The organism is Bacillus sp. 0209A (assembly GCF_036765095.1).
Taxonomy (GTDB): Bacteria; Bacillota; Bacilli; order Bacillales; family Bacillaceae; genus Bacillus; species Bacillus subtilis_G.
This window is the reverse complement of the sequence record NZ_JBAIZV010000002.1, coordinates 631,007-650,465: the sequence shown is the minus strand read 5'-3', so window position 1 is coordinate 650,465 and position 19,459 is coordinate 631,007. Positions and strand designations below refer to the sequence as shown.

Genomic DNA, 19,459 nt, shown 5'->3' with positions numbered 1-19,459 from the left:
GCTAATATGATAATATGTTAGCAGATGAAAGAGTGAAAATCAATGCTTAACTTTAGTCAGGATATGTTATCTCAGTTGTCCTCCTCCTAATTATGAAAAAATCATGAACAAATCATTAAAGGTGCGTCATATCTCAAATTCTTATGGTTGGCATGCTATAATACAAATCAAATAGAGAACAAGGAGATAAAGATGAAAACACTGCGAACTCTATGTGTCATGATTATTCTTTCAGGCGTCGTTTTTTTCGGACTTAAGATATATGCAAAAGATATAGATATCCCTTTTTTCAATAGCGATAAAAGAGAGGCTGAAAAAGAATCAACAGCCGCAAACAGCACAAACGAGCTGAAAGGAAGCGCAAAACCGCTGGATGTCGTCCTTTACAATCAGATGGACGCACCTCGGCTCTATAACGGCTGTGAAGTAACAAGTCTTGCGATGGTGCTGAATTACGCGGGATACAACGTGACAAAAAACACACTGGCAAACCAGCTTGCCACAGTGCCTTTGACGTACAGCAGCGGATTAAAAGGGGATCCGAATGATGGGTTTGTCGGGGATATGGCGAATGGCCCGGGTCTCGGTGTCTATCACGGACCGATCTATCAATTGGCGAAAACCTATGCCGGAGACAAAGTGTCTGACCTGACTGGAAAAAACATTTCTTCTGTTTATGAACAGCTTGAGAAAGGCAATCCTGTTTGGGTCATTACAACTGCCAACTTTACGCCAGTTGACAACATGCAGACGTGGAAAACGCCAAACGGAACGATCGATATCACGTACAGTGTACACAGTGTCGCCGTTACGGGATATGATGAAAAATACGTGTATCTCAATGATCCTTATGGCTATAAAAACAGAAAAACCGACAGAACCAGTTTCGAAAAAGCGTGGGAACAAATGGGCAGCCAGGCCATCGTTATTCAAAAGTAAACAGCTGGTACCTCCCGCCTTCCCAGTGCCTATGTTCTATCTTGAGCAAATACGACAATATTCATGTTTTTTGTTTCAATCGGTCATATCGATTCATTTTCCATTTATCATCCAAAATTGTCTTTACTTTCAGGCTGTCTGTTTTTATGATTAAAGCAGATTCAGCCTTGCCCCGATCTATGTGAGAGAAGCCGGAGCAAGACGCTGAGGCTTCTCTTACAAAAATCATAGATATCCGGGGAGGATTTTATCTTTGAAAAAAATCGTGTCTATCCTATTTATGTTCAGTTTGGTTATCGGTTTCAGCCAGTTTCAAACATCAACTGCTTTCGCAGCTGACAAAGTGGTTCACGAAACAATTATCGTACCCAAAAATACAACATATGACGGGAAGGGACAGCGGTTTGCAGCAGGGAAAGAATTAGGTGACGGAAGCCAGTCCGAAAACCAAAAACCTGTTTTTCGTGTAGAGGATGGCGCAACTCTAAAAAACGTGGTGCTCGGCGCACCTGCTGCTGATGGCGTGCACACTTATGGAAACGTTAACATTCAGAATGTGAAGTGGGAAGATGTTGGGGAGGATGCGTTAACAGTAAAGAAGGAAGGAAAAGTGACCATCGATGGCGGCTCTGCCCAAAAAGCGTCTGATAAAATTTTTCAGATCAATAAAGCCAGCACATTTACAGTGAAAAATTTCACGGCGGACAATGGCGGTAAATTCATAAGACAGCTTGGCGGTTCAACCTTCCACGTTGATGTGATCATCGACAAGTGCACCATCACGAATATGAAAGAAGCGATATTCCGGACCGACAGCAAAACAAGTACGGTCGGAATGACAAATACACGCTACTCCAATGTCGGCCAGAAATGGATTGGCGTTCAGCATATTTATGAAAATAACAATACTCAATTTTAATATAAAAAAGTCCGCTGATGTTTATTCAGCGGGCCTTTTCAATCTTTCTTTCATTTCTTCCTTCGTATAGATGATCCGCATCGGGTTTCCGCCGACAAATGCGCCGGCAGGCACATCCTTATGGACAAGCGTTCCGGCGGACACAACTGCGCCATCCCCTATTTCCACCCCGGGCAAAATGGTCGTGTTGGCACCGATCATCACTTCGTCTCCGATCAGGACTTTGCCGGTCCGGTATTCCTGAATCAAATATTCATGGGCCAAAATGGTCGTATTGTACCCGATGATTGAATTTGCTCCTACTGAGATCTTTTCCGGAAACATAATATCCGGCATCACCATCAGGGCAAAGGATGTCTGCTTCCCAACCTTCATCCGCAGAAACGTACGGTACAGCCAGTTTTTCATCCCTATAAACGGTGTATATCTCGCCATTTGAATGACAATGAAATTTTTGACAACTTTTAAAAAAGGCACCGTTTGATAGACATGCCATAGTGAGTTAGCCCCTGAGACCGGATGACGATCTGTTTTTCTCACAGATTAATTCACTCCAACGATTTGTAATAGATCACTCATTTTCTCAAGCATATAATCTGGCTCATGCTTCGCCAGCATTTCCGGCCCTTTAATCGTCCATGCGACTCCGGCCGTTTTTGTTCCGGCGTTTTTCCCCGACAGCACATCGTGGTAATTATCTCCGACCATAATGGCTTCCGCAGGCTCGCTTCCAAGCTGTTTCAGCGCTAACAGAACCGGCTCGGGATCAGGCTTTGCATTTGTCACATCATCGAGGGTGACGACCGTTTCAAAGAACTCGCCGATTCCCGTCAGCTTGAGGCCCATATTGACAGTATCTCTTAATTTCGTTGTTACAATCCCTAATCTAAACCCGGCTTTTTTCAATGCATCCAGGGTTTCATACACGGTTTCATATTCAGTCACAAGTGAATCATGCATGTCATGATTGTACGCTCTGTACATGGCGATCATATCATCGCATTTATCAGCGTCCATCGAAGAGAATGTGTCAAAAAGAGACGGTCCGATAAACGCGAGCACATCTTCTCGTTTATACTTGCTCGGGTAATAATGCTCCAGTGTATGTAAAAAGGACGCGATAATTAATTCATTCGTATTAATTAGAGTTCCGTCTAAATCAAATAGAATCGTCGTTACTTGTTTGTGACTCATATTGCTTCCTTTCCAACCGCTGAGGGTTTCCATTTTTTCCATGTGCGCGCAATGACAATTGTCAGCAGCACTGCTGTAGTGACACGTATCAGAAGAAGAGGCCAAACCGGTATGCCGAGCGGAATAAAGACGAGCGTATCTTCCACGACCGCGTGGCAGGCGACGAGAAAAATAAATGCCAATGTCATATCCCGTCTGCTCACGCTGTCATCCTCGACAGCTTTGATCATGACACCCGCTCCGTAGGCCAGACCGATCGTCAGTCCCGCCACCATCGTCATGGACGTATTTTTATTCATGCCAAGCAGCTGCGTAAACGGAGACAGCCACCTCGAAAACCGATGCAGCCAGCCTAAATCTCTTAAAAACTGAATGATGATCATCAGCGGGATCACAATGGCCGCCAGTTGCAAAACACCAAGTCCGGCTTTCATTAAAGCCTCGGCCAGCATTGCCAGCCAGCCGTCAGGCGCCGTGCTCTTCGCAGCGATAAAACCGTACTGCGCCGTTTCCTGTCCGCCATGCCAAATGAGATTGATGACAATTGCTGACACAGCGGCCAAACCGATGCGCACCGCCAAAATGACGCCAATTCTGATGCCAACCTTTGCGGCGACTGTCGATTCGATAATCAAGTTATGACAGAATGAAAGCATCACAGCTAAAATAAAGACTTCCTTCACAGATAAATCCAATGGTAAAATCCCGGCAATTCCAGCATACAGATTCAGTATATTCCCCAGCACAAGCGGAATGGCCGCTTCACCAGAAAGCCCGAACAGGCCCATAACCGGTGTGATCAGCCGTACCAGCCAATCCATGACAGGCGTATGCTGAAGCAATGTAACCAGTAGTGTTACCGGGAAAATGACTTTACCGAGTGTCCATGTTGTTTGAAGACCTGCCGCTAGACCGGCCAGAAAGATCTTCTTCATCCCTCATCCCCCTTTGTTGGCGTCTACTCCGTGTACCGCTCCTTCGAGTATCCTTTGACACGTCTGAAAATGATGGCTGCCACAGCCAAAACAATCAATACGATTGAAATCACCTGAGCGATGCGAAGCGCATCAGTCAGCATTAAGCTGTCCGTCCGCATTCCTTCAATAAAGTATCTTCCGATTGAATACCAGATGATATAGATCAAGAACATCTCGCCTCTCCGCAAGTTGGCTTTGCGCAGGAACAGCAAAACAATGACGCCGACAAAGCTCCATAGTGATTCATATAAAAAAGTAGGGTGATAATATTGTCCGTCGATGTACATTTGATTGATGATAAAGTCAGGCAGATGCAGGCTTTCCAAAAAGGCTCTGCTGACTGCCTCGCCGTGTGCTTCCTGATTCATGAAGTTTCCCCAGCGGCCGATCGCCTGTCCGAGTAAAATGCTTGGCGCGGCAATATCCGCAAGCTTCCAGAACGAAAGGTTTTTTACTCTTGAAAACACATAACCTGTTAAAATGGCCCCGATTAACCCGCCGTGAATGGCAATGCCGCCCTTCCAAATCTTAATGATTTCTCCCGGATGCGCCGCATAATAATCCCATTCAAATGCAACGTAATAAATTCGGGCACAAATAATCGCAATCGGAATGGCAAACAGGACAAGATCGATAAACGTATCTTTCTGCAGCCCCAGTTTCTCACTTTCCCTCATCGCAATCCAAAGTCCAAGCAAAGCACCGAGACCGATAATGATTCCGTACCAATGGACGGCTAACGGCCCCAGCTGAAAAGCTATTGGATTGAGTGGTTCTATCGCTTCATTCATTTAACGCCAACTCCTATTCGTCTTGTTCACCGTCTTCAATGACGTCCGCCAGCTTAGTGGTAAATTGCTCAGCGGCATTCAGACCCATCCGTTTCAATCTGAAGTTCATTGCTGCCACTTCAATAATAACTGCGAGATTTCGGCCCGGACGGACGGGAATCGTCAGTTTTGTCACTTCCGTATCAATGATTTTCATGGTTTCTTCCTCAAGTCCGAGACGGTCGTATTGCTTGCCCTGCTCCCAGAGTTCAAGATTCATGACAATCGTGATTCGTTTATTGCTTCTGACAGCGCCGGCACCAAACAGCGTCATCACGTTGATAATGCCGAGCCCCCTGATTTCCAGAAGATGCTCAATTAATTCCGGAGCGTTTCCGACAAGGGTATCCTGATCCTCCTGCCGAATTTCAACGCAATCATCGGCAACGAGGCGATGTCCCCTTTTCACAAGCTCCAGCGCGGTTTCACTTTTCCCGACACCGCTTTTTCCTGTGATCAGCACGCCGACACCGTATATATCAACAAGAACGCCATGAATCGCCGTGGTAGGCGCCAGCCGGCTCTCTAGAAAGTTGGTTAAACGGCTTGACAGCCTAGTCGTTTTCAGAGGCGATCTGAGGACAGGCACACCGTTTTTCTCGGAAGCGTCAATCAGCTCCTGCGGGATAGGCATATCTCTAGAAAGAATAATAGCTGGTGTTACATCCGTACACAGAGATTCCATTCGCTGCTTTTTATCCTCTTCCGGCAGCTGCTCAAAGAAAGAAAGCTCTGTTTTTCCGAGAAGCTGCACGCGTTCTCTCGGGTAATATGTAAAATATCCGGCAATTTCAATGCCTGGTCTTGATAAGTCACTCATGGTAATCGGGCGGTTAACCCCTTCTTCTCCGCTGATTAGTTCCAAATTGAACTGTTCCATTACGTCTTTTGTGCGAACTTTTGCCACGATCTGTTCCTCCTGTTCCGGGCTGCCCCGAGCTTGCTCACAATACTTTCATTTTATCACTTTCGGACTTGAACCCAAAACAGATTTTATAAAAGACAGGAAAACACCTCAGCTGGTCTAGATCACTAGTCTGAAAAGGAGTAAAATAAGTGTATTCATATTCCAGAAAGGCGGATGACCTATGGCAGAAAGTCTTCTTATCAAAGACGTCGCGATCGTGACAGAAAATGAAGGAATCAAAAAAGGCTATGTCGGAATCAATGACGGAAAGATCAGCACAGTCACAACAGAACGGCCTAAAGAGTCTTATTCAAAAGAGATTCAAGCACCGGCAGATTCCGTTTTGCTTCCCGGCATGATTGACATTCATATTCACGGCGGCTATGGCGCAGATACGATGGATGCAAACTTATCCGCCCTCGACACCATGTCGTCGAGACTGCCCGAAGAAGGAACGACGAGCTTTTTAGCAACAACCATTACCCAGGAACACGGGCACATATCTCGAGCTTTGGTGAATGCAAGAGATTGGAAAGCAGCTGAAGAATCCTCTTTATTAGGTGCGGAACTGCTCGGCATTCATTTAGAGGGACCCTTTGTTTCACCTAAAAGAGCCGGAGCGCAGCCAAAGGAATGGATCAGGCCTACGGATGTTGCCCTTTTCAAAAAGTGGCAGCAGGAGGCGGGCGGACTGATCAAAATTGTCACACTTGCGCCTGAAGAGGATCGGCATTTTGAACTGATCCGCTATTTGAAAGACGAATCGATTATCGCGTCGATGGGGCACACAGATGCCGACTCCGCATTACTGTCGGAGGCTGCGAAAACAGGCGCGAGCCATATGACTCATCTTTACAACGCGATGAGCCCGTTTCATCACCGAGAGCCCGGAGTGATCGGAACGGCGCTTGCCCATGATGGGTTTGTGACAGAGCTTATTGCCGACGGCATCCACTCCCATCCTTTAGCGGCAAAGCTGGCTTTTTTGGCAAAAGGCAGCAGCAAGCTCATTTTAATTACTGATTCAATGAGGGCGAAAGGCCTGAAAGACGGTGTATATGAGTTCGGCGGCCAAAGTGTGACGGTAAGAGGAAAAACAGCTCTTCTTTCAGACGGAACACTTGCCGGTTCAATCCTCAAAATGAACGAAGGCGCACGGCATATGCGTGAGTTTACAAATTGTTCTTGGACGGATATAGCTAATATAACTTCTGCAAACGCGGCCAAACAGCTGGGCATCTTTGACCGTAAAGGCAGTGTGACAGAGGGAAAAGATGCGGATCTTGTGGTTGTCAGCAGCGATTGCGAGGTCATTCTCACCATCTGCCGCGGAAACATTGCATTTATATCCAAGGAGGCTGACCAGATATGAAACTAATGGAATGTCAAACATATGAAGAGCTAAGCCAAAAAGCAGCCAAAATAACGGCAGACACGATCACGCAAAAACCAGGCGCCGTTCTCGGTTTAGCGACAGGCGGCACACCTGAAGGCACGTATCGCGAGCTGATCCGCCTGCACCAAACTGAGAACCTCTCATTTCAAAACGTCACTACGGTTAATTTGGATGAATACGCCGGACTTTCAAGTGATGACCCGAACAGCTATCACTTCTATATGAATCATCGTTTTTTTCAGCATATTGACAGTCAGCCAAGCCGGCATTTTATTCCCAATGGAAATGCAGACGATCTGGAAGCCGAATGCGGGCGGTACGAACAATTAATCGAATGTCTCGGCGGCACTGACATTCAGCTTCTCGGCATCGGCCGGAACGGACATATCGGCTTTAACGAACCAGGAACGCCTTTCAAGTCGCGAACACACATTGTGACATTAAATGAACAAACCCGTCGGGCGAATGCCAGATATTTTTCTTCAATAGACAGTGTGCCGAAAAAAGCGCTCACAATGGGCATACAGACGATTCTCTCAAGCAAACGCATTCTGCTGCTTATTTCCGGCGAAAGCAAGGCAGCTGCCGTGAAAAAGCTGTTAGTAGGAGACATAAGCGAAGATTTCCCCGCATCTGCTTTGCACCTGCATTCTGATGTTACGGTTTTAATAGATCGTGAAGCAGCGGCATTAAGATCTTGAAAGGAACATGCTGACTTATGAATATCGATAAACAATCGCCCATTCCGATTTATTATCAAATTATGGAGCAATTAAAAGCCCAAATGAAGAGCGGAGAGCTGCAGCCGGATATGCCTCTTCCCTCCGAGCGTGAATATGCCGAACAATTTGGAATCAGCCGGATGACGGTTCGACAGGCGCTTTCTAATTTAGTCAATGAAGGCTTTCTCTATCGCCTCAAAGGCCGGGGCACCTTTGTCAGCAAGCCAAAAATGGAACAAGCACTACAAGGTCTGACAAGCTTTACCGAGGATATGAAAAGCCGCGGGATGACATCCGGCAGCAGGCTCCTTCATTATCAGCTTATTGATTCAACGGAGGAGCTCGCCGCTATATTAGGCTGCGGGCACCCCTCCCTTATCCATAAAATCACTCGGGTGCGGCTGGCAAATGATATTCCGATGGCGATTGAATCCTCGCATATTCCGTTTGAGCTTGCGGGTGAGTTAAACGAATCGCATTTTCAGTCGTCGATTTACGAGCATATTGAAAAGTACAACCGCATACCGATTTCCCGCGCAAAACAGGAGCTTGAACCAAGCGCTGCAACATCTGATGAAGCAAGCATTCTCGGCATTCAAAAGGGGGCGCCTGTCCTCTTAATCAAACGAACAACGTATTTACAGAACGGAACTGCTTTTGAACATGCAAAATCTGTATACAGGGGCGACCGTTATACATTTGTCCATTACATGGATCGGCTTTCATAAAAAAATCTCCAACCCTTTTTAAGGATTGGAGACATGGCGTAAATCAAACTGGTCTGGCGCGGGACGATAGGTCTCTTTTTTCGTCTTGAACTTCCAGATCGGTGATTTCGTTTTGCCGTTAAAACTGTCTTCCACAATGGTGTACCAATAATAAACAGAGTGCGGCTCAAGATGATCCCAGCGGAACTCAGCAGTATCCCCGCTCTTCACTTGCTCCCGTTTTCCGAGCTCTTCATTGGTATATACATTACATTCAAAATAATCGGTTTCCACCTTTTTGATCCTCGGCTTCAAATCAAGTGAAAGAGAAAACTCATCCTTGTTTCCGTAGGTATCCGTATCATAGTAGTTCTTATCATGTAAATACGGAGAGTACGTCGACACATGCACCATATCATTCGCCTGGTCAAATTGCAGCAAACGCAAATATCCTTGTCCGCCTTCCGGTCCGCCCTGATAATCGGCCAGCATTTGATGCACGAGGCGATCCGGCTTTCCATCACCATCATCATCAAGCTCATCTGTTTTTCTCATCGCACTATGATAATGCCCGCTCAACACCATCACGACATTCGGATTCGCCTTAACCACTTTTTTGAATATTTTCTCTCCGATCGGGCTTCTGTTTCCGCTGACCAGCAAATACTCATGAAAAGCTAACACAGCCATCCGGTCAGGGTGCTTCTTCAGTACCTGATTCATCCACGCGATGTCTTCATCGGTAATGCCCCACCCCATGTACAGCATGATATAATCATTGCCGTTGCTCGAAATCAAGTCATAATGTCCGCGGTTATTTTTATAGGAACCGCCATAATGCAATTTTTTATCAAAACGGTGGCTGCCAAAGTATTTGCCAAACGCCCTATAGGAGCCGTCCTTATGCCCGACATCGTGGTTGCCAGCCAGCACGCCGTATGGAATTCCGTTCTTATCCAGAACAGACATTGACCGATCAGCGTTTTTCCACTGTCTGATATCGGCAGAATCATCTACAATATCACCCGTGTGAAACACATATTTGACATTGAGCCGCTTTTGATTATTTTTGATCCATGCGGTCTGTTTATCAAAAATATGCGGGTAGCTTTCGGCGTAATACTGTGTATCAGACATCCAGACAAATGTATACATATCCTTCGCTGGAGGAATTTCATCCTGGACAATCACATTCATCTTCGACTGCCGTACAAAATCTGAGACGATCACAGACGCCTTCAGCGTAAACGGTTTGTCATCTTTGGCAACGCAGCTGTCAACCGTCTGCCACTCGTTTGTCCGGTAATTCCAAGCATACATCGTCACCTTTCTCCCCGATAAAGAACTCCCCTGCCAGACCGCTTCCGCCAAGTCATTCTCATCAACTGACGGATCAACCGTCACTTCAAAGCGATGATAAGGGAAAAGCTCCTTCTTTTCTGTCGATACTGTTTTTCCGTCAGCGGCTGATACCCGCTCCAATTCTTGATTCGTAAACGGGGTCTCACTTTCCGGCACAAAGCTTTTCGGCGGTTCAGTCAGTGACGCGTGCTTGAATATCTTCACATTGTTTCGCGCTGTATATTGAAATCCTCTATAAAAAGCGACATTCATGGCGTCATTCGTCGGGTCCTTCACCCGTACAGAAAGCTTTGCCCTATGTGTATCGGCTTCACTGTCTATGACCTCCGGCTGATCCGGATGCTCCCGTTCTGTTTTAAACGTGCGCTCTATGACCGTTTTATTGCCCGCGAGGTCCGTTGCTGTCACTTTTAGAGAATGTTTTCCCGGCGATAGTTCAGAAGATGACGTATGATATGGGAGTGTAATGCTTTCGCCATCTAAAGACGCCTCCACTTCCTCAATTTTGCTCCATTTATCATAGATATCCGCCTGCAAGATAAGATTTCCTTTATACGTTTGTCCCTCGGTGACATTCGGCTCAATGTGAGGCCCTGAATTATCCACCCGCACAACCAAACTTACATTTTCCTTGCCGTCGCTTGCTTGAATATGGTGAGCACCTTCAGAAAGTTTTGATGTATCCCACTCCAGCAGCTGTGACGTAAACAGGCCGTCAGGCAGATTGAATTGAAATTGCCAGCTTTTTTTCGAGCGCTGATTATCTCCAATAAAGAGTTCCTTTTCGGGAGAAACCCTCGGATCCCTGATAACCGTCCCATCCGATAACACCAATCGGGCGTTTTTGACTAAGAAATCATCACGGTTTTCAGCCGTATCAAATGGAGACACCTTCGAACCTGAACGTATGGTAATACGCTGCAGCTGCTTTCCTTTCCGAAGCAGCGTTTCTGGCAATGGAACAGAATAGGTGCGGTATTTATTTGTCGTATCATCAAACACCTTTAGCACTTTGCCTTCCATTGTGACCGCGTTTTTAAAGTAGAGATTTGTTTTTCTCGTATCGAACGCAAAATACACTTCTTTTTCCATAGCAGGCTCTGGCACTTGTTTTTTTCCGTCAATCCATAGCTTAATGCTGTCAGTGTGCCCGTCTGTTGTCGCTTTGAGGAACTGGGTTCTCGACAGCGTGTCTCTGTTTTCAATGTTCATACGCAAACCGTGCGATTTGCTTGTTTGTTTAATATCAATCATTTTGACCGGCGTTTTCGCTTCATTGCTCCCGTCCCCAGCCGCCACGTAATACTCAAGCTGATCCTTCCCGATCAGTTCAGGCGAATACACAATATAATGGTAGAGATTGTCGTTGCGGTCTTTTTCAGCGAGAATGCGCTTAAACGGTTTGTTTTCATCTGTTCGATAGTAAAAGGCCGCAGTTTTCACAAGATTGCGATCCCGTATGTCAGCCCGCAGCTCAATGCTTTCAGCAGGACGGACAGGCTTACGGTCAGTCAAATCCTCAATAACCGGCTTTTCTTTATCAAGCTTGATTTTTCGTTTCTGCTCAGGCACCTGCGCCTGTAATACGGTTCCCGGAGACGGATTCTTTTCTCCGATTGAAATATTGAGAAGTTCTGCGGTTCCGTCCAGAGGATATTTGTAAAGCACAGACGAGAGCCGGCGAAGCGCATGTTTCCGATAATGCGCAACTGAGATATCTTTTCCTGTATTCGTTGATATCACAACTGCCCGCGGCCTGGTATTGGCCATGCCCTCTGTCTCTTCTATCACCGCCAGATTTTTCCCTTCCGTTAATTGTGTCTGGTAATATCGATTGAAATCCCCCGCCGTCAATTCTGGATGACCGGCAGGCTTCAGCCAAACCACAAACGTTTCACCGGATGGAATCGTGATCCTTTCTTCAGGTCTCCAAATCAGATCCGAATCAGGCCCTTCTTTCGGATAGCGGTAACGGATATGATAGTCTTTAAAATCAATCGTTCTGTCAGTCGTATTGTAAATCTCAATAAATTCATAACCATCTGCACGTCCCGTATTCTTCGTATCAACCGCCAGCTCTGTAATCAGAAGCTCCGGAATATGGGCAAGATCCGCTTGATAGCCTTCAAGCTTCAGTTTTTTCGTTCCCGACTCGGCCCGCTGCTTCCCATTCGAAATCACAATGTAATACTCAAGCTCGCTGTTCCAAATCAATCGTTTTGGAATTTGCGTCAAAAACTTGTGAATCGCTCCGGGTGTCGGGTCCATCGGCACCATTTTGTAGCCCAGCTCATTACTTTGTTTATAAAAAAGAAAGGCAGAAAATGCTTGATACTCATTGTCACGCACTTGAGCCTCAATCATCAGATTGCTTTTCATTTCAGCTTTCACATCGATTTGAGGAGGATTTTCAAGCAAGGGTATGTAATGAGGCGTTTGGAATGGTTCCTGTTTTGTAACAGGGAAAACTTTCGGTTCATGATGGCCGCCAGACAAAACTGAAAGAAAAGACAAGAATAAAGAAGCGATAACTGTGTATTTCCTCATCAAAGCACCTCCCTTTTCATGTATTTTGCGTCTGAACAGGGAAGCTTATGAGTTCATTTTTGTGCAAAAAGAACAAAAAAGCATCTGCCTCTTGAAAATCCCACTATTACCCAGTAAACTAAGGATAGTTAACCAGTTAACAATTAAATCAGAGAGGCAGATTGATGAACAACAGCATTCATGATGAATTATTTCAAGCGATACAACAATTCGCATTTAAAAGGGATAAACGCGTCTTGCAAAAGGTGCAAATACCGTCCAGCGATATGTCCTCAGAACATCTTGGTCACCTCAAAAAAGACTGGACATTGACCCAGCTTCATATTGTTTCCTGCATACACACCAGCCAAAATGTGAATAACAGCTTTCTGGCATCCCGCTTACATATCTCAAAAGCAGCTGTTTCAAAAGCGGTTCAAGCTTTGTTGAAACACAATATCGTCACAGTGAAAAAAAAGCCCGGCAATAAAAAAGAAACTTTTTATACGTTAACTGAAAGCGGCAGAGGACTGGCGGCATTCCATGACCAGCTTCATGAAAAAGCTAAGGAGCAGTACAAGCGGCTCTTCAATGAATTTTCGATTGATGATTTAAAAACAGTGACTGCGTTTTTCAACTTATGGGTAAAACATATGTAAAAAAGCCTCGCCCGCATGGGAGAGACCTTTGAATCTTATTAAACTCTGTCAAACGTAATATGAAGTGAAACGGGTCCGCGTGTATACAAACCGGACTCAGCATAACGAAAACCTTCCTCTAATCGGATATTCCGCATGTTATCCAGTACAATATTGGCTACAATCTCGATTTCGGTTTTGGCAAAAGCTGCTCCTACACAGTTATGGATGCCGGATCCGAAAGCGAGATGCCGGGCGGCGCCGCTAAAAGCGCTCTTGATACCGAGGTCTTCCCGATGAATATTAAATACGTCAGGATGTTCAAACGCTTCAGGGTCCCGGTTAGCTGCTCCGATCATACAAAAAACAATCGTATCTTTTTTGATTTCTATACCGCCGACCGCCGTTTCTTGGGACAGCTGCCGCGGAATCAGCTGAACCGGCGGTTTATAACGCAACGTCTCCGCAATGGCTCTTGACACTAACGAACGGTCAGCCAAAACATCATTCATCTGCTCAGGATTGTTGAGCAAATGATAGATCATCAGCGCCAGCGTCTTATCCGCCGGTTCCGTTGCGGCTAACAGCACATTGAGAATCAGGGCCAGTATATCCTTGTCCGACATCGCCATGCCTTCATATTCAGAAGTACATAGGATAGAAATTAAATCTGATCCCGGATTGAGGCGGCGTTCTTCGATGACAGGCATCAAGTATTGGGAAAGCTGTTCGCTGCACCATAAAGAATGCGCCCGCGCTTCAGGAGTCTGAGAGATACTCGTAATAAAATCGGCAACTCCGCTGTGCCACTCGGCGATTTTTTCATGATCTCTTTTATCCAGCCCGAGCATGTCCATCGTGACACACACCGCAAACGTCTTTCCAAAATCATTGACGAGATCGATTCTCCCTTTTTCAAGATAAGGAGCTAACAAGTTTTCTGCATTTTGTTTAATCAATGGAGACAGATGATCCAATGCGTCCCCGACAAAGCTTCTCACTACAATTCTTCTTTTTGCGGAGTGTTCTTTTCCATGCATTTGGGCGAGCACAGGGCCGCGCATGACCGGTTCAGCACGCTCAACAAGTGATTTTGTCGTAAAGATATCCGGATGCTGAAGGATATAGCGGACATCGTGATAGCGGCTGATAAAATAGCTGTCTATCGACTCTTCATAATGAACAGGATCTTCCTCCCGCAGCTGTGAAAAATAAGCATATGGATTTTCTTGAAATTGATCAGAAAGCACACTAAACAATTTAATGGATTGACTCATGTTTACTCCCCCTGTCATCCTTCAGATGTGATCCGTGATTCAGAAAGCATCTGCTCCATTTCCTGCACAATGAGATATCCTTGGTTCGGCCGCATACGAATAGAAAATTCATGATTACTGATCTGCTCACCCAGCTTCCACGGACGATGATAAGCAAGGAGCGTCTCTTCCACCTCTAAAATATCCGGTGCTCCAATAAAAAACGGCATCTCTGCTATGACATATTCCACAGCAAGATTCAGCATATCCTCACTGACTTCTTCCATCATCAAGCTGATGCCGCGCGCACGCCCGATCATCGCCTCACGAGACATGTCCAAACAAGCTTGCCGAAAATGAGGCTGTTCAAAAAACGCATGTTCAACTTCTTGTCTCATCAGCTGGTAGGCTTTGTTTTCCGTGAAATCAGAAAATGTATGAATCGCCTTCGGGTCCCCGCCATGAGCTGCAAGAGCCCTTTCTGCAAACCTTCTGTTTCGCGATACCTCTTTCCTTACTTTTCGTTCCGCCTTGCCTCTGGGAGTTCCGAGCGCTTCAAGAAGATTAGCCGCCTCATGCCCCGCAAGCAAAACAGAAACACTCTTAAATTCAGCGGTTGCCCAACCAATCAATCTGTAAATATAATCCTCAGAAAATCTGCTGTTAAACGGGCTGATACCCACTAAAACATGCCGGCGCCGTTCAAATATTTCTCTGCAGTTTTGTGTCAGAGACTCAGCAGTAAAATACACAGGCTTTTTTTCCGTCACCATTTCAGTCATCTCATTCACCCCTAAAAAACTTATCCCGCTTTAAGTCTTCACCCTCAAACATGGGATGGAACAACTGGTACAACTGAACAAGACGAATGGCAGGCAGCACTTAAAGTTTCCAAATGAATTTTGTTCAGATTTCAACTTCTTTTTGGATTCATTACAATGTACGCCTAATAAATGTTTACTAGTAAACATTAGTTATTTTATCCCTTATTTTTCCTTTCGTCAATACGATCAGTACCCAAACAATTGAAAATAAATGTTAATGTCACATTTTTCACACACTTTTTACACTTATATTCAGCATGACTAACAGCAAATAAAGTTTAAACACCAGCAATTGACAACGAAAACAAGAAAAGATAAAATTGAATAGTTCACCAGTAAACAATATTATTATTATTTCTTTGTAAACTATAATTTCTAAGAAAGAAGGTTGCCTATGTCTAATTTGACAAAGCAGATGATATACGACATATACGTGAGGCTGCTGCACCTTAATGAACAAAAAGCGAACACTTCACTTCAGCAGTTTTTTAAGGAGGCCGCAGAAAAGGATGTGATGGATGTTCCTAAAAACATGACAAGCATTCATGTCATTGACTGTATCGGCCGGCATGAACCCATTAACAACGCAGGAATCGCCAGAAAAATGAATTTATCGAAGGCAAATGTAACGAAAATCAGCACAAAACTGATTAAGGAAGAATTCATTAACAGCTATCAGCTGACAGATAACAAGAAAGAAGTGTATTTCAAGTTAACTCGTAAAGGCAGACGGATTTTCGACTTGCATGAGAAACTGCATAAAAAAAAGGAACTGGCTTTTTACCAATTCCTCGATTCATTCTCACAAGATGAGCAAAATGCTGTATTGAAATTTTTAGAGAACCTGACGTCTTCACTTGAAGCAGAACAAACCAACGAGGCTCCGGATAAACCTGTAAAGTAAACAAAAAGGCGGTGTACACAATGGCTCAAACGAAATCAAAGGCGGTATTGATCTTATATATTGTTTGCTTCAGCGCATTTTTTGCGTCTTTAAGCCAAAACATTTATTCACCTATTATCCCGATTATTAAAGAATCGTTCCACGTTTCCGCAGCAATGGTCAATCTGTCAGTCTCAGTCTTTATGATTGTGACAGCGATTATGCAAATTATATTAGGGACTATCATCGATTTTAAAGGCGCGCGGTTTGTATTGATTGCCGGTATTCTGGCAACGGCAGCCGCCAGCATCGGCTGTGCGGTGACCACTGACTTTACTTTGTTTCTGATATTCAGAATGATACAGGCAGCCGGGTCCGCAGCACTGCCTCTTATTGCTGCCACTACGATCGGACAGCTTTTTACAGGCAGGGAACGCGGAAGTGCCATGGGAACGTATCAAATGCTCCTTTCCGCCGCGCCGGCTATCGCACCTGTCCTCGGGGGATTGATCGGCGGAGCAGCCGGGTACGAAGGGATCTTTTGGATGCTTACGGCCATCTCTGTCATTATGCTGGCGGCAAACAGCATGATCTTTCCCAAAGATTCTCCCGCTGGCTCTAAGCAGCAAACTAAGGGCAATGTTTTTACCCATTACAAATCAATATTTACAAACCGAACAGGAAACGTCATTTTAACCTTAAGCTTTGTCCTCTTTTTCATTTATTTTGCGGTGATCGTCTACCTCCCGATATTACTGACGGAGCATTATCATATTGATGTGAGCATTGCAGGGCTGTTGTATTTGCCACTGGCCTTAAGTACAATCGCAGGTACGTTTCTGTTTAAAAGAATACAGGCAAAAGTCGCGCTGAACACCTTGTTTATCGGCAGCAATGTGATAGCTGCCTGCAGTATCATTTTGTTCGCCGTTACACATTCTGTTTCTCTCATTCTCATGGCACTCACACTGGCATTGTTTGGCATCTCAATGGGGGTCATCCCTCCCTTGTACTCCACAATGATCACCAATGAATTTGAACACAACAGAGGGAGCGCCATCGGAATGTTTAACTTTATCAGATACACAGGCATGGCGGCAGGTCCGATGATATCTGCTTATCTGCTCACAATGATACCGTCTGCCATGTCGTTTGGCCTCTTAGGCCTTATATTTGCCGCATTGAGCTTTTGCCTTCTGCCGCAACTGTATCCGCCGCAGAAGCGCATGAAGCAAAAAAAACACCACATGTAAAAAGCTGCCCTTTGATGGCAGCTTTTTTTATTTCTTTTGCAGAGGTTCTAAAATCCCTTTTTGAATCAGCAAATGGAACACCGATAGGATAACGGATGCCCATATCGCTGTGCCGAAGCCGCCAATTTGAAAACTGTCACCCATAATGGACGCGGTCATCATAAGCGTAATGGCGTTAATCACAAACAAGAAGAGACCAAACGTCACCATGGTGACTGGCAGTGTGAAGATAATCAACAGCGGTTTAATCAGCACGTTTAAGATCGATAATATGAAGCTGGCGATAACCGCTGCCCCGATGCTGCTGACATGGATGGAGTCAATGTATCCATCAATGACGATTAATAACAATGCATTGACTAAAATGCTGACTGCCCATTTTATCATGTCATTTCATTTCCCTTTCTGACGGGACGATAAAAATCCAAATGATATATATCAGCAAAACAGGTAAAACACTTGTCATAACCGCTAAAATGACAGTTATGACTCTTAGGAGTGATGCGTCCCAATTGAAATATTCCGCGAGACCGCCGATGACACCGGCCATTTTTTTGTTTTTCTCTGAACGATAAAGCCTATTCATTCGATCACCTCTGTGAGTACTTTAGTTTGATGGCGCCTGTTAATGATTCTGAGAAGACGGTGATGTTTTGATCATGTGCCTGATTTGAAGTGAACATCATTTCTTTTTGAATGGTATCATTTTTTTCTTTCAGCATCTCAACATCCATTAATTCATGAGACAGCGAACCAAGATTGCTTTTCAGCTCTGCCTTCACGGCAAGATCGTCCGGAATCGCAAGCTCCACATTTCCAGTCGTCGTTTTTGCATAAATGGAGCGGCAATCCGATTCTGTTACGTTCATCGCAATATTTCCGTTAAAGCTTTGAACGTCAATCGATTCGCTTCTCCCGCGGAGATCGATCAATCCGTTAATGGTTTCCGCTTCTATCGTGCCGCAGTTGTGGCTTGCAAGCTTAATTTGCCCGTTGGCCGTTTCCGCTGTGGCTTTTTCAGCTGTTAAATGCGAGAACGACAGCACGCCGTTTGTCGTTTTCGCCGAGAACTCTTTTACATGTAAATGTTCCCCTCTGACAGGACCATTAAACAGCTTCACCCGAATCTTATCATACTCCTTCTGAGGAATATATAAAGTCACATTGGTTTTCATCGTTTTCTTCTCAGTACGGATAAAAAATTTATTACCTTTGATTTCACATTCAATATGCTGAAGAAATGCATGTCTCGCCGCATCCTGGCTGTCAACGCGATATACCTTCGCCTGACATTCCGCTCTGATATCCTCATCATCCCAAGGAACGATATTCACACTGCCATTGGCGATTTGCAAGTCAACACTGGAAAGGGCAGTATCTTTAAATTGAAAAATGTGCTGAACATCATACGCATGGCCAAAGTTCAAATCAAGGTCAACTTCCTTGACCTTTTTCACCGCAGAATCAATCCAGTCAAACAGCTTGGCTCCTAAAGACGGCTTGCCGCTTTCTTTTTTTGCTGCTGTAAACGGCTCTTCCTCATCATGTACATAAACTGAGAGCGCTGTGATTTTTTCTTCTTTTTCCTTGTAGTCGCTGTCAAGCTTTTCAATCAGTGTCAAAGCCTCTTGTGCTGTCAGTTTCCCTTCTTCCACAAGCTTAAGGATTCGTTCCTTTTCTTGCTTCATTGCGATCTCCTCCCCATTGTCTACTTATGCTGCGCGCAGCACCTTAATACCCTGAATCACATTCCAAATCATAATGCCAATGACAACTAAGAAATAAATAACCGCTCCACCAATCATCACAAATACAGGCAGCAGGCTGTCTCCATCAATTGCAATGGCTCCGCCCAGAAAAGCGATAAAAAGGACCAGCCAGCCAGCAAAAGGAACGATGTGAGAAATAAGAGAACGTATCGCATGACGTTTTGTTTCTCTCTCATCTACAACAAAATAAGCGACAATCGGCACAATGATCGGCGCGATGAACACACTGAAATAACAAAGTGATGCAATAATAGCTTGATTACGGTTCAATTCATTCCACACTCCTATAGTGAATTACCCATGACAAAAGGTCAGGGACGTTTTACTTATTCATACGTTTAAAACCTCTTCAGGTTT

20 protein-coding genes are annotated in these 19,459 nt (G+C 44.9%); 8 read left to right on the top strand and 12 right to left on the bottom strand.

Going from position 1 to position 19,459, the window contains the following annotated elements:
* The first annotated feature begins 192 nt into the window (after positions 1-192).
* Positions 193-939, top strand: coding sequence for a C39 family peptidase (locus V6D44_RS08485; protein WP_087991503.1), 747 nt, complete (start codon positions 193-195; stop codon positions 937-939).
* A gap of 253 nt (positions 940-1,192) precedes the next feature.
* Positions 1,193-1,858: a pectate/pectin lyase PelC gene (gene pelC / locus V6D44_RS08480; protein ID WP_202327969.1), complete on the top strand. Its 666-nt coding sequence runs from the start codon at positions 1,193-1,195 to the stop codon at positions 1,856-1,858.
* 21 nt (positions 1,859-1,879) lie between these two features.
* Here pelC and hprF read toward each other — a convergent pair whose 3' ends face one another.
* From hprF to hprK, 5 genes are read right to left on the bottom strand one after another with little or no spacing between them, the layout of a single operon-like run.
* Complete coding sequence (gene hprF / locus V6D44_RS08475) at positions 1,880-2,398, bottom strand: heptaprenylglyceryl phosphate O-acetyltransferase (RefSeq protein WP_087991506.1); 519 nt, start codon at positions 2,396-2,398, stop codon at positions 1,880-1,882.
* A 3-nt stretch (positions 2,399-2,401) separates the two neighbouring features.
* Positions 2,402-3,052: a pyrophosphatase PpaX gene (gene ppaX / locus V6D44_RS08470; RefSeq protein ID WP_087991507.1), complete on the bottom strand. Its 651-nt coding sequence runs from the start codon at positions 3,050-3,052 to the stop codon at positions 2,402-2,404.
* Complete coding sequence (locus V6D44_RS08465) at positions 3,049-3,987, bottom strand: nucleoside recognition domain-containing protein (protein WP_253268593.1); 939 nt, start codon at positions 3,985-3,987, stop codon at positions 3,049-3,051. Before V6D44_RS08465 ends, ppaX begins: the two co-directional genes overlap by 4 nt.
* Positions 3,988-4,010: 23 nt before the next feature.
* A complete protein-coding gene (gene lgt, locus V6D44_RS08460) occupies positions 4,011-4,820 on the bottom strand; it encodes a prolipoprotein diacylglyceryl transferase (protein ID WP_202327967.1) in 810 nt (269 codons plus the stop codon).
* A gap of 13 nt (positions 4,821-4,833) precedes the next feature.
* Complete coding sequence (gene hprK / locus V6D44_RS08455; RefSeq protein ID WP_010328731.1) at positions 4,834-5,766, bottom strand: HPr(Ser) kinase/phosphatase; 933 nt, start codon at positions 5,764-5,766, stop codon at positions 4,834-4,836.
* A gap of 181 nt (positions 5,767-5,947) precedes the next feature.
* On the opposite strand from hprK, the gene nagA reads away from it, so the two are divergent.
* From nagA to V6D44_RS08440, 3 genes are read left to right on the top strand one after another with little or no spacing between them, the layout of a single operon-like run.
* Positions 5,948-7,138: an N-acetylglucosamine-6-phosphate deacetylase gene (nagA, locus tag V6D44_RS08450; protein ID WP_087991512.1), complete on the top strand. Its 1,191-nt coding sequence runs from the start codon at positions 5,948-5,950 to the stop codon at positions 7,136-7,138.
* On the top strand, positions 7,135-7,863 hold the full coding sequence (gene nagB / locus V6D44_RS08445; protein ID WP_087991513.1) for a glucosamine-6-phosphate deaminase: 729 nt from the start codon (positions 7,135-7,137) through the stop codon (positions 7,861-7,863). The genes nagA and nagB overlap by 4 nt, the downstream gene beginning before the upstream one ends.
* Positions 7,864-7,880: 17 nt before the next feature.
* Positions 7,881-8,612 (top strand): GntR family transcriptional regulator, encoded by a 732-nt coding sequence (locus V6D44_RS08440; RefSeq protein ID WP_333516405.1) that lies wholly within the window; start codon positions 7,881-7,883, stop codon positions 8,610-8,612.
* A gap of 18 nt (positions 8,613-8,630) precedes the next feature.
* Here the strand turns inward: V6D44_RS08440 and V6D44_RS08435 are convergent, their stop codons facing one another.
* Complete coding sequence (locus V6D44_RS08435) at positions 8,631-12,500, bottom strand: metallophosphoesterase (RefSeq protein ID WP_087991515.1); 3,870 nt, start codon at positions 12,498-12,500, stop codon at positions 8,631-8,633.
* Between the two features lie 164 nt (positions 12,501-12,664).
* Here V6D44_RS08435 and V6D44_RS08430 point away from each other — a divergent pair, with 164 nt between their 5' ends.
* Positions 12,665-13,138, top strand: coding sequence for a MarR family transcriptional regulator (locus V6D44_RS08430; protein ID WP_087991517.1), 474 nt, complete (start codon positions 12,665-12,667; stop codon positions 13,136-13,138).
* A 38-nt stretch (positions 13,139-13,176) separates the two neighbouring features.
* Here the strand turns inward: V6D44_RS08430 and cypX are convergent, their stop codons facing one another.
* Positions 13,177-14,394: a pulcherriminic acid synthase gene (gene cypX, locus V6D44_RS08425; RefSeq protein ID WP_087991518.1), complete on the bottom strand. Its 1,218-nt coding sequence runs from the start codon at positions 14,392-14,394 to the stop codon at positions 13,177-13,179.
* Between the two features lie 14 nt (positions 14,395-14,408).
* On the bottom strand, positions 14,409-15,155 hold the full coding sequence (gene pchC / locus V6D44_RS08420; RefSeq protein ID WP_087991519.1) for a cyclo(L-leucyl-L-leucyl) synthase: 747 nt from the start codon (positions 15,153-15,155) through the stop codon (positions 14,409-14,411).
* A 436-nt stretch (positions 15,156-15,591) separates the two neighbouring features.
* Between pchC and V6D44_RS08415 the strand changes: the two genes are divergently transcribed.
* Entirely contained in the window at positions 15,592-16,101 is a 510-nt protein-coding gene (locus V6D44_RS08415) for a MarR family transcriptional regulator (RefSeq protein WP_087991520.1), read from the top strand.
* Between the two features lie 20 nt (positions 16,102-16,121).
* Positions 16,122-17,333: an MFS transporter gene (locus V6D44_RS08410; RefSeq protein ID WP_087991521.1), complete on the top strand. Its 1,212-nt coding sequence runs from the start codon at positions 16,122-16,124 to the stop codon at positions 17,331-17,333.
* A gap of 27 nt (positions 17,334-17,360) precedes the next feature.
* On the opposite strand, the gene V6D44_RS08405 is transcribed toward V6D44_RS08410, so the two are convergent.
* From V6D44_RS08405 to V6D44_RS08390, 4 genes are read right to left on the bottom strand one after another with little or no spacing between them, the layout of a single operon-like run.
* Positions 17,361-17,720 carry a phage holin family protein gene (locus tag V6D44_RS08405; protein WP_087991522.1) on the bottom strand — a complete coding sequence of 120 codons (360 nt, stop codon included), beginning with the start codon at positions 17,718-17,720 and terminating at the stop codon, positions 17,361-17,363.
* A 1-nt stretch (position 17,721) separates the two neighbouring features.
* Entirely contained in the window at positions 17,722-17,919 is a 198-nt protein-coding gene (locus V6D44_RS08400; protein ID WP_087991524.1) for a PspC domain-containing protein, read from the bottom strand.
* A gap of 4 nt (positions 17,920-17,923) precedes the next feature.
* On the bottom strand, positions 17,924-19,021 hold the full coding sequence (locus tag V6D44_RS08395) for a DUF4097 family beta strand repeat-containing protein (protein ID WP_087991525.1): 1,098 nt from the start codon (positions 19,019-19,021) through the stop codon (positions 17,924-17,926).
* A 24-nt stretch (positions 19,022-19,045) separates the two neighbouring features.
* Positions 19,046-19,372, bottom strand: coding sequence for a hypothetical protein (locus tag V6D44_RS08390; protein WP_087991527.1), 327 nt, complete (start codon positions 19,370-19,372; stop codon positions 19,046-19,048).
* Between the last annotated feature and the right edge of the window lie 87 nt (positions 19,373-19,459).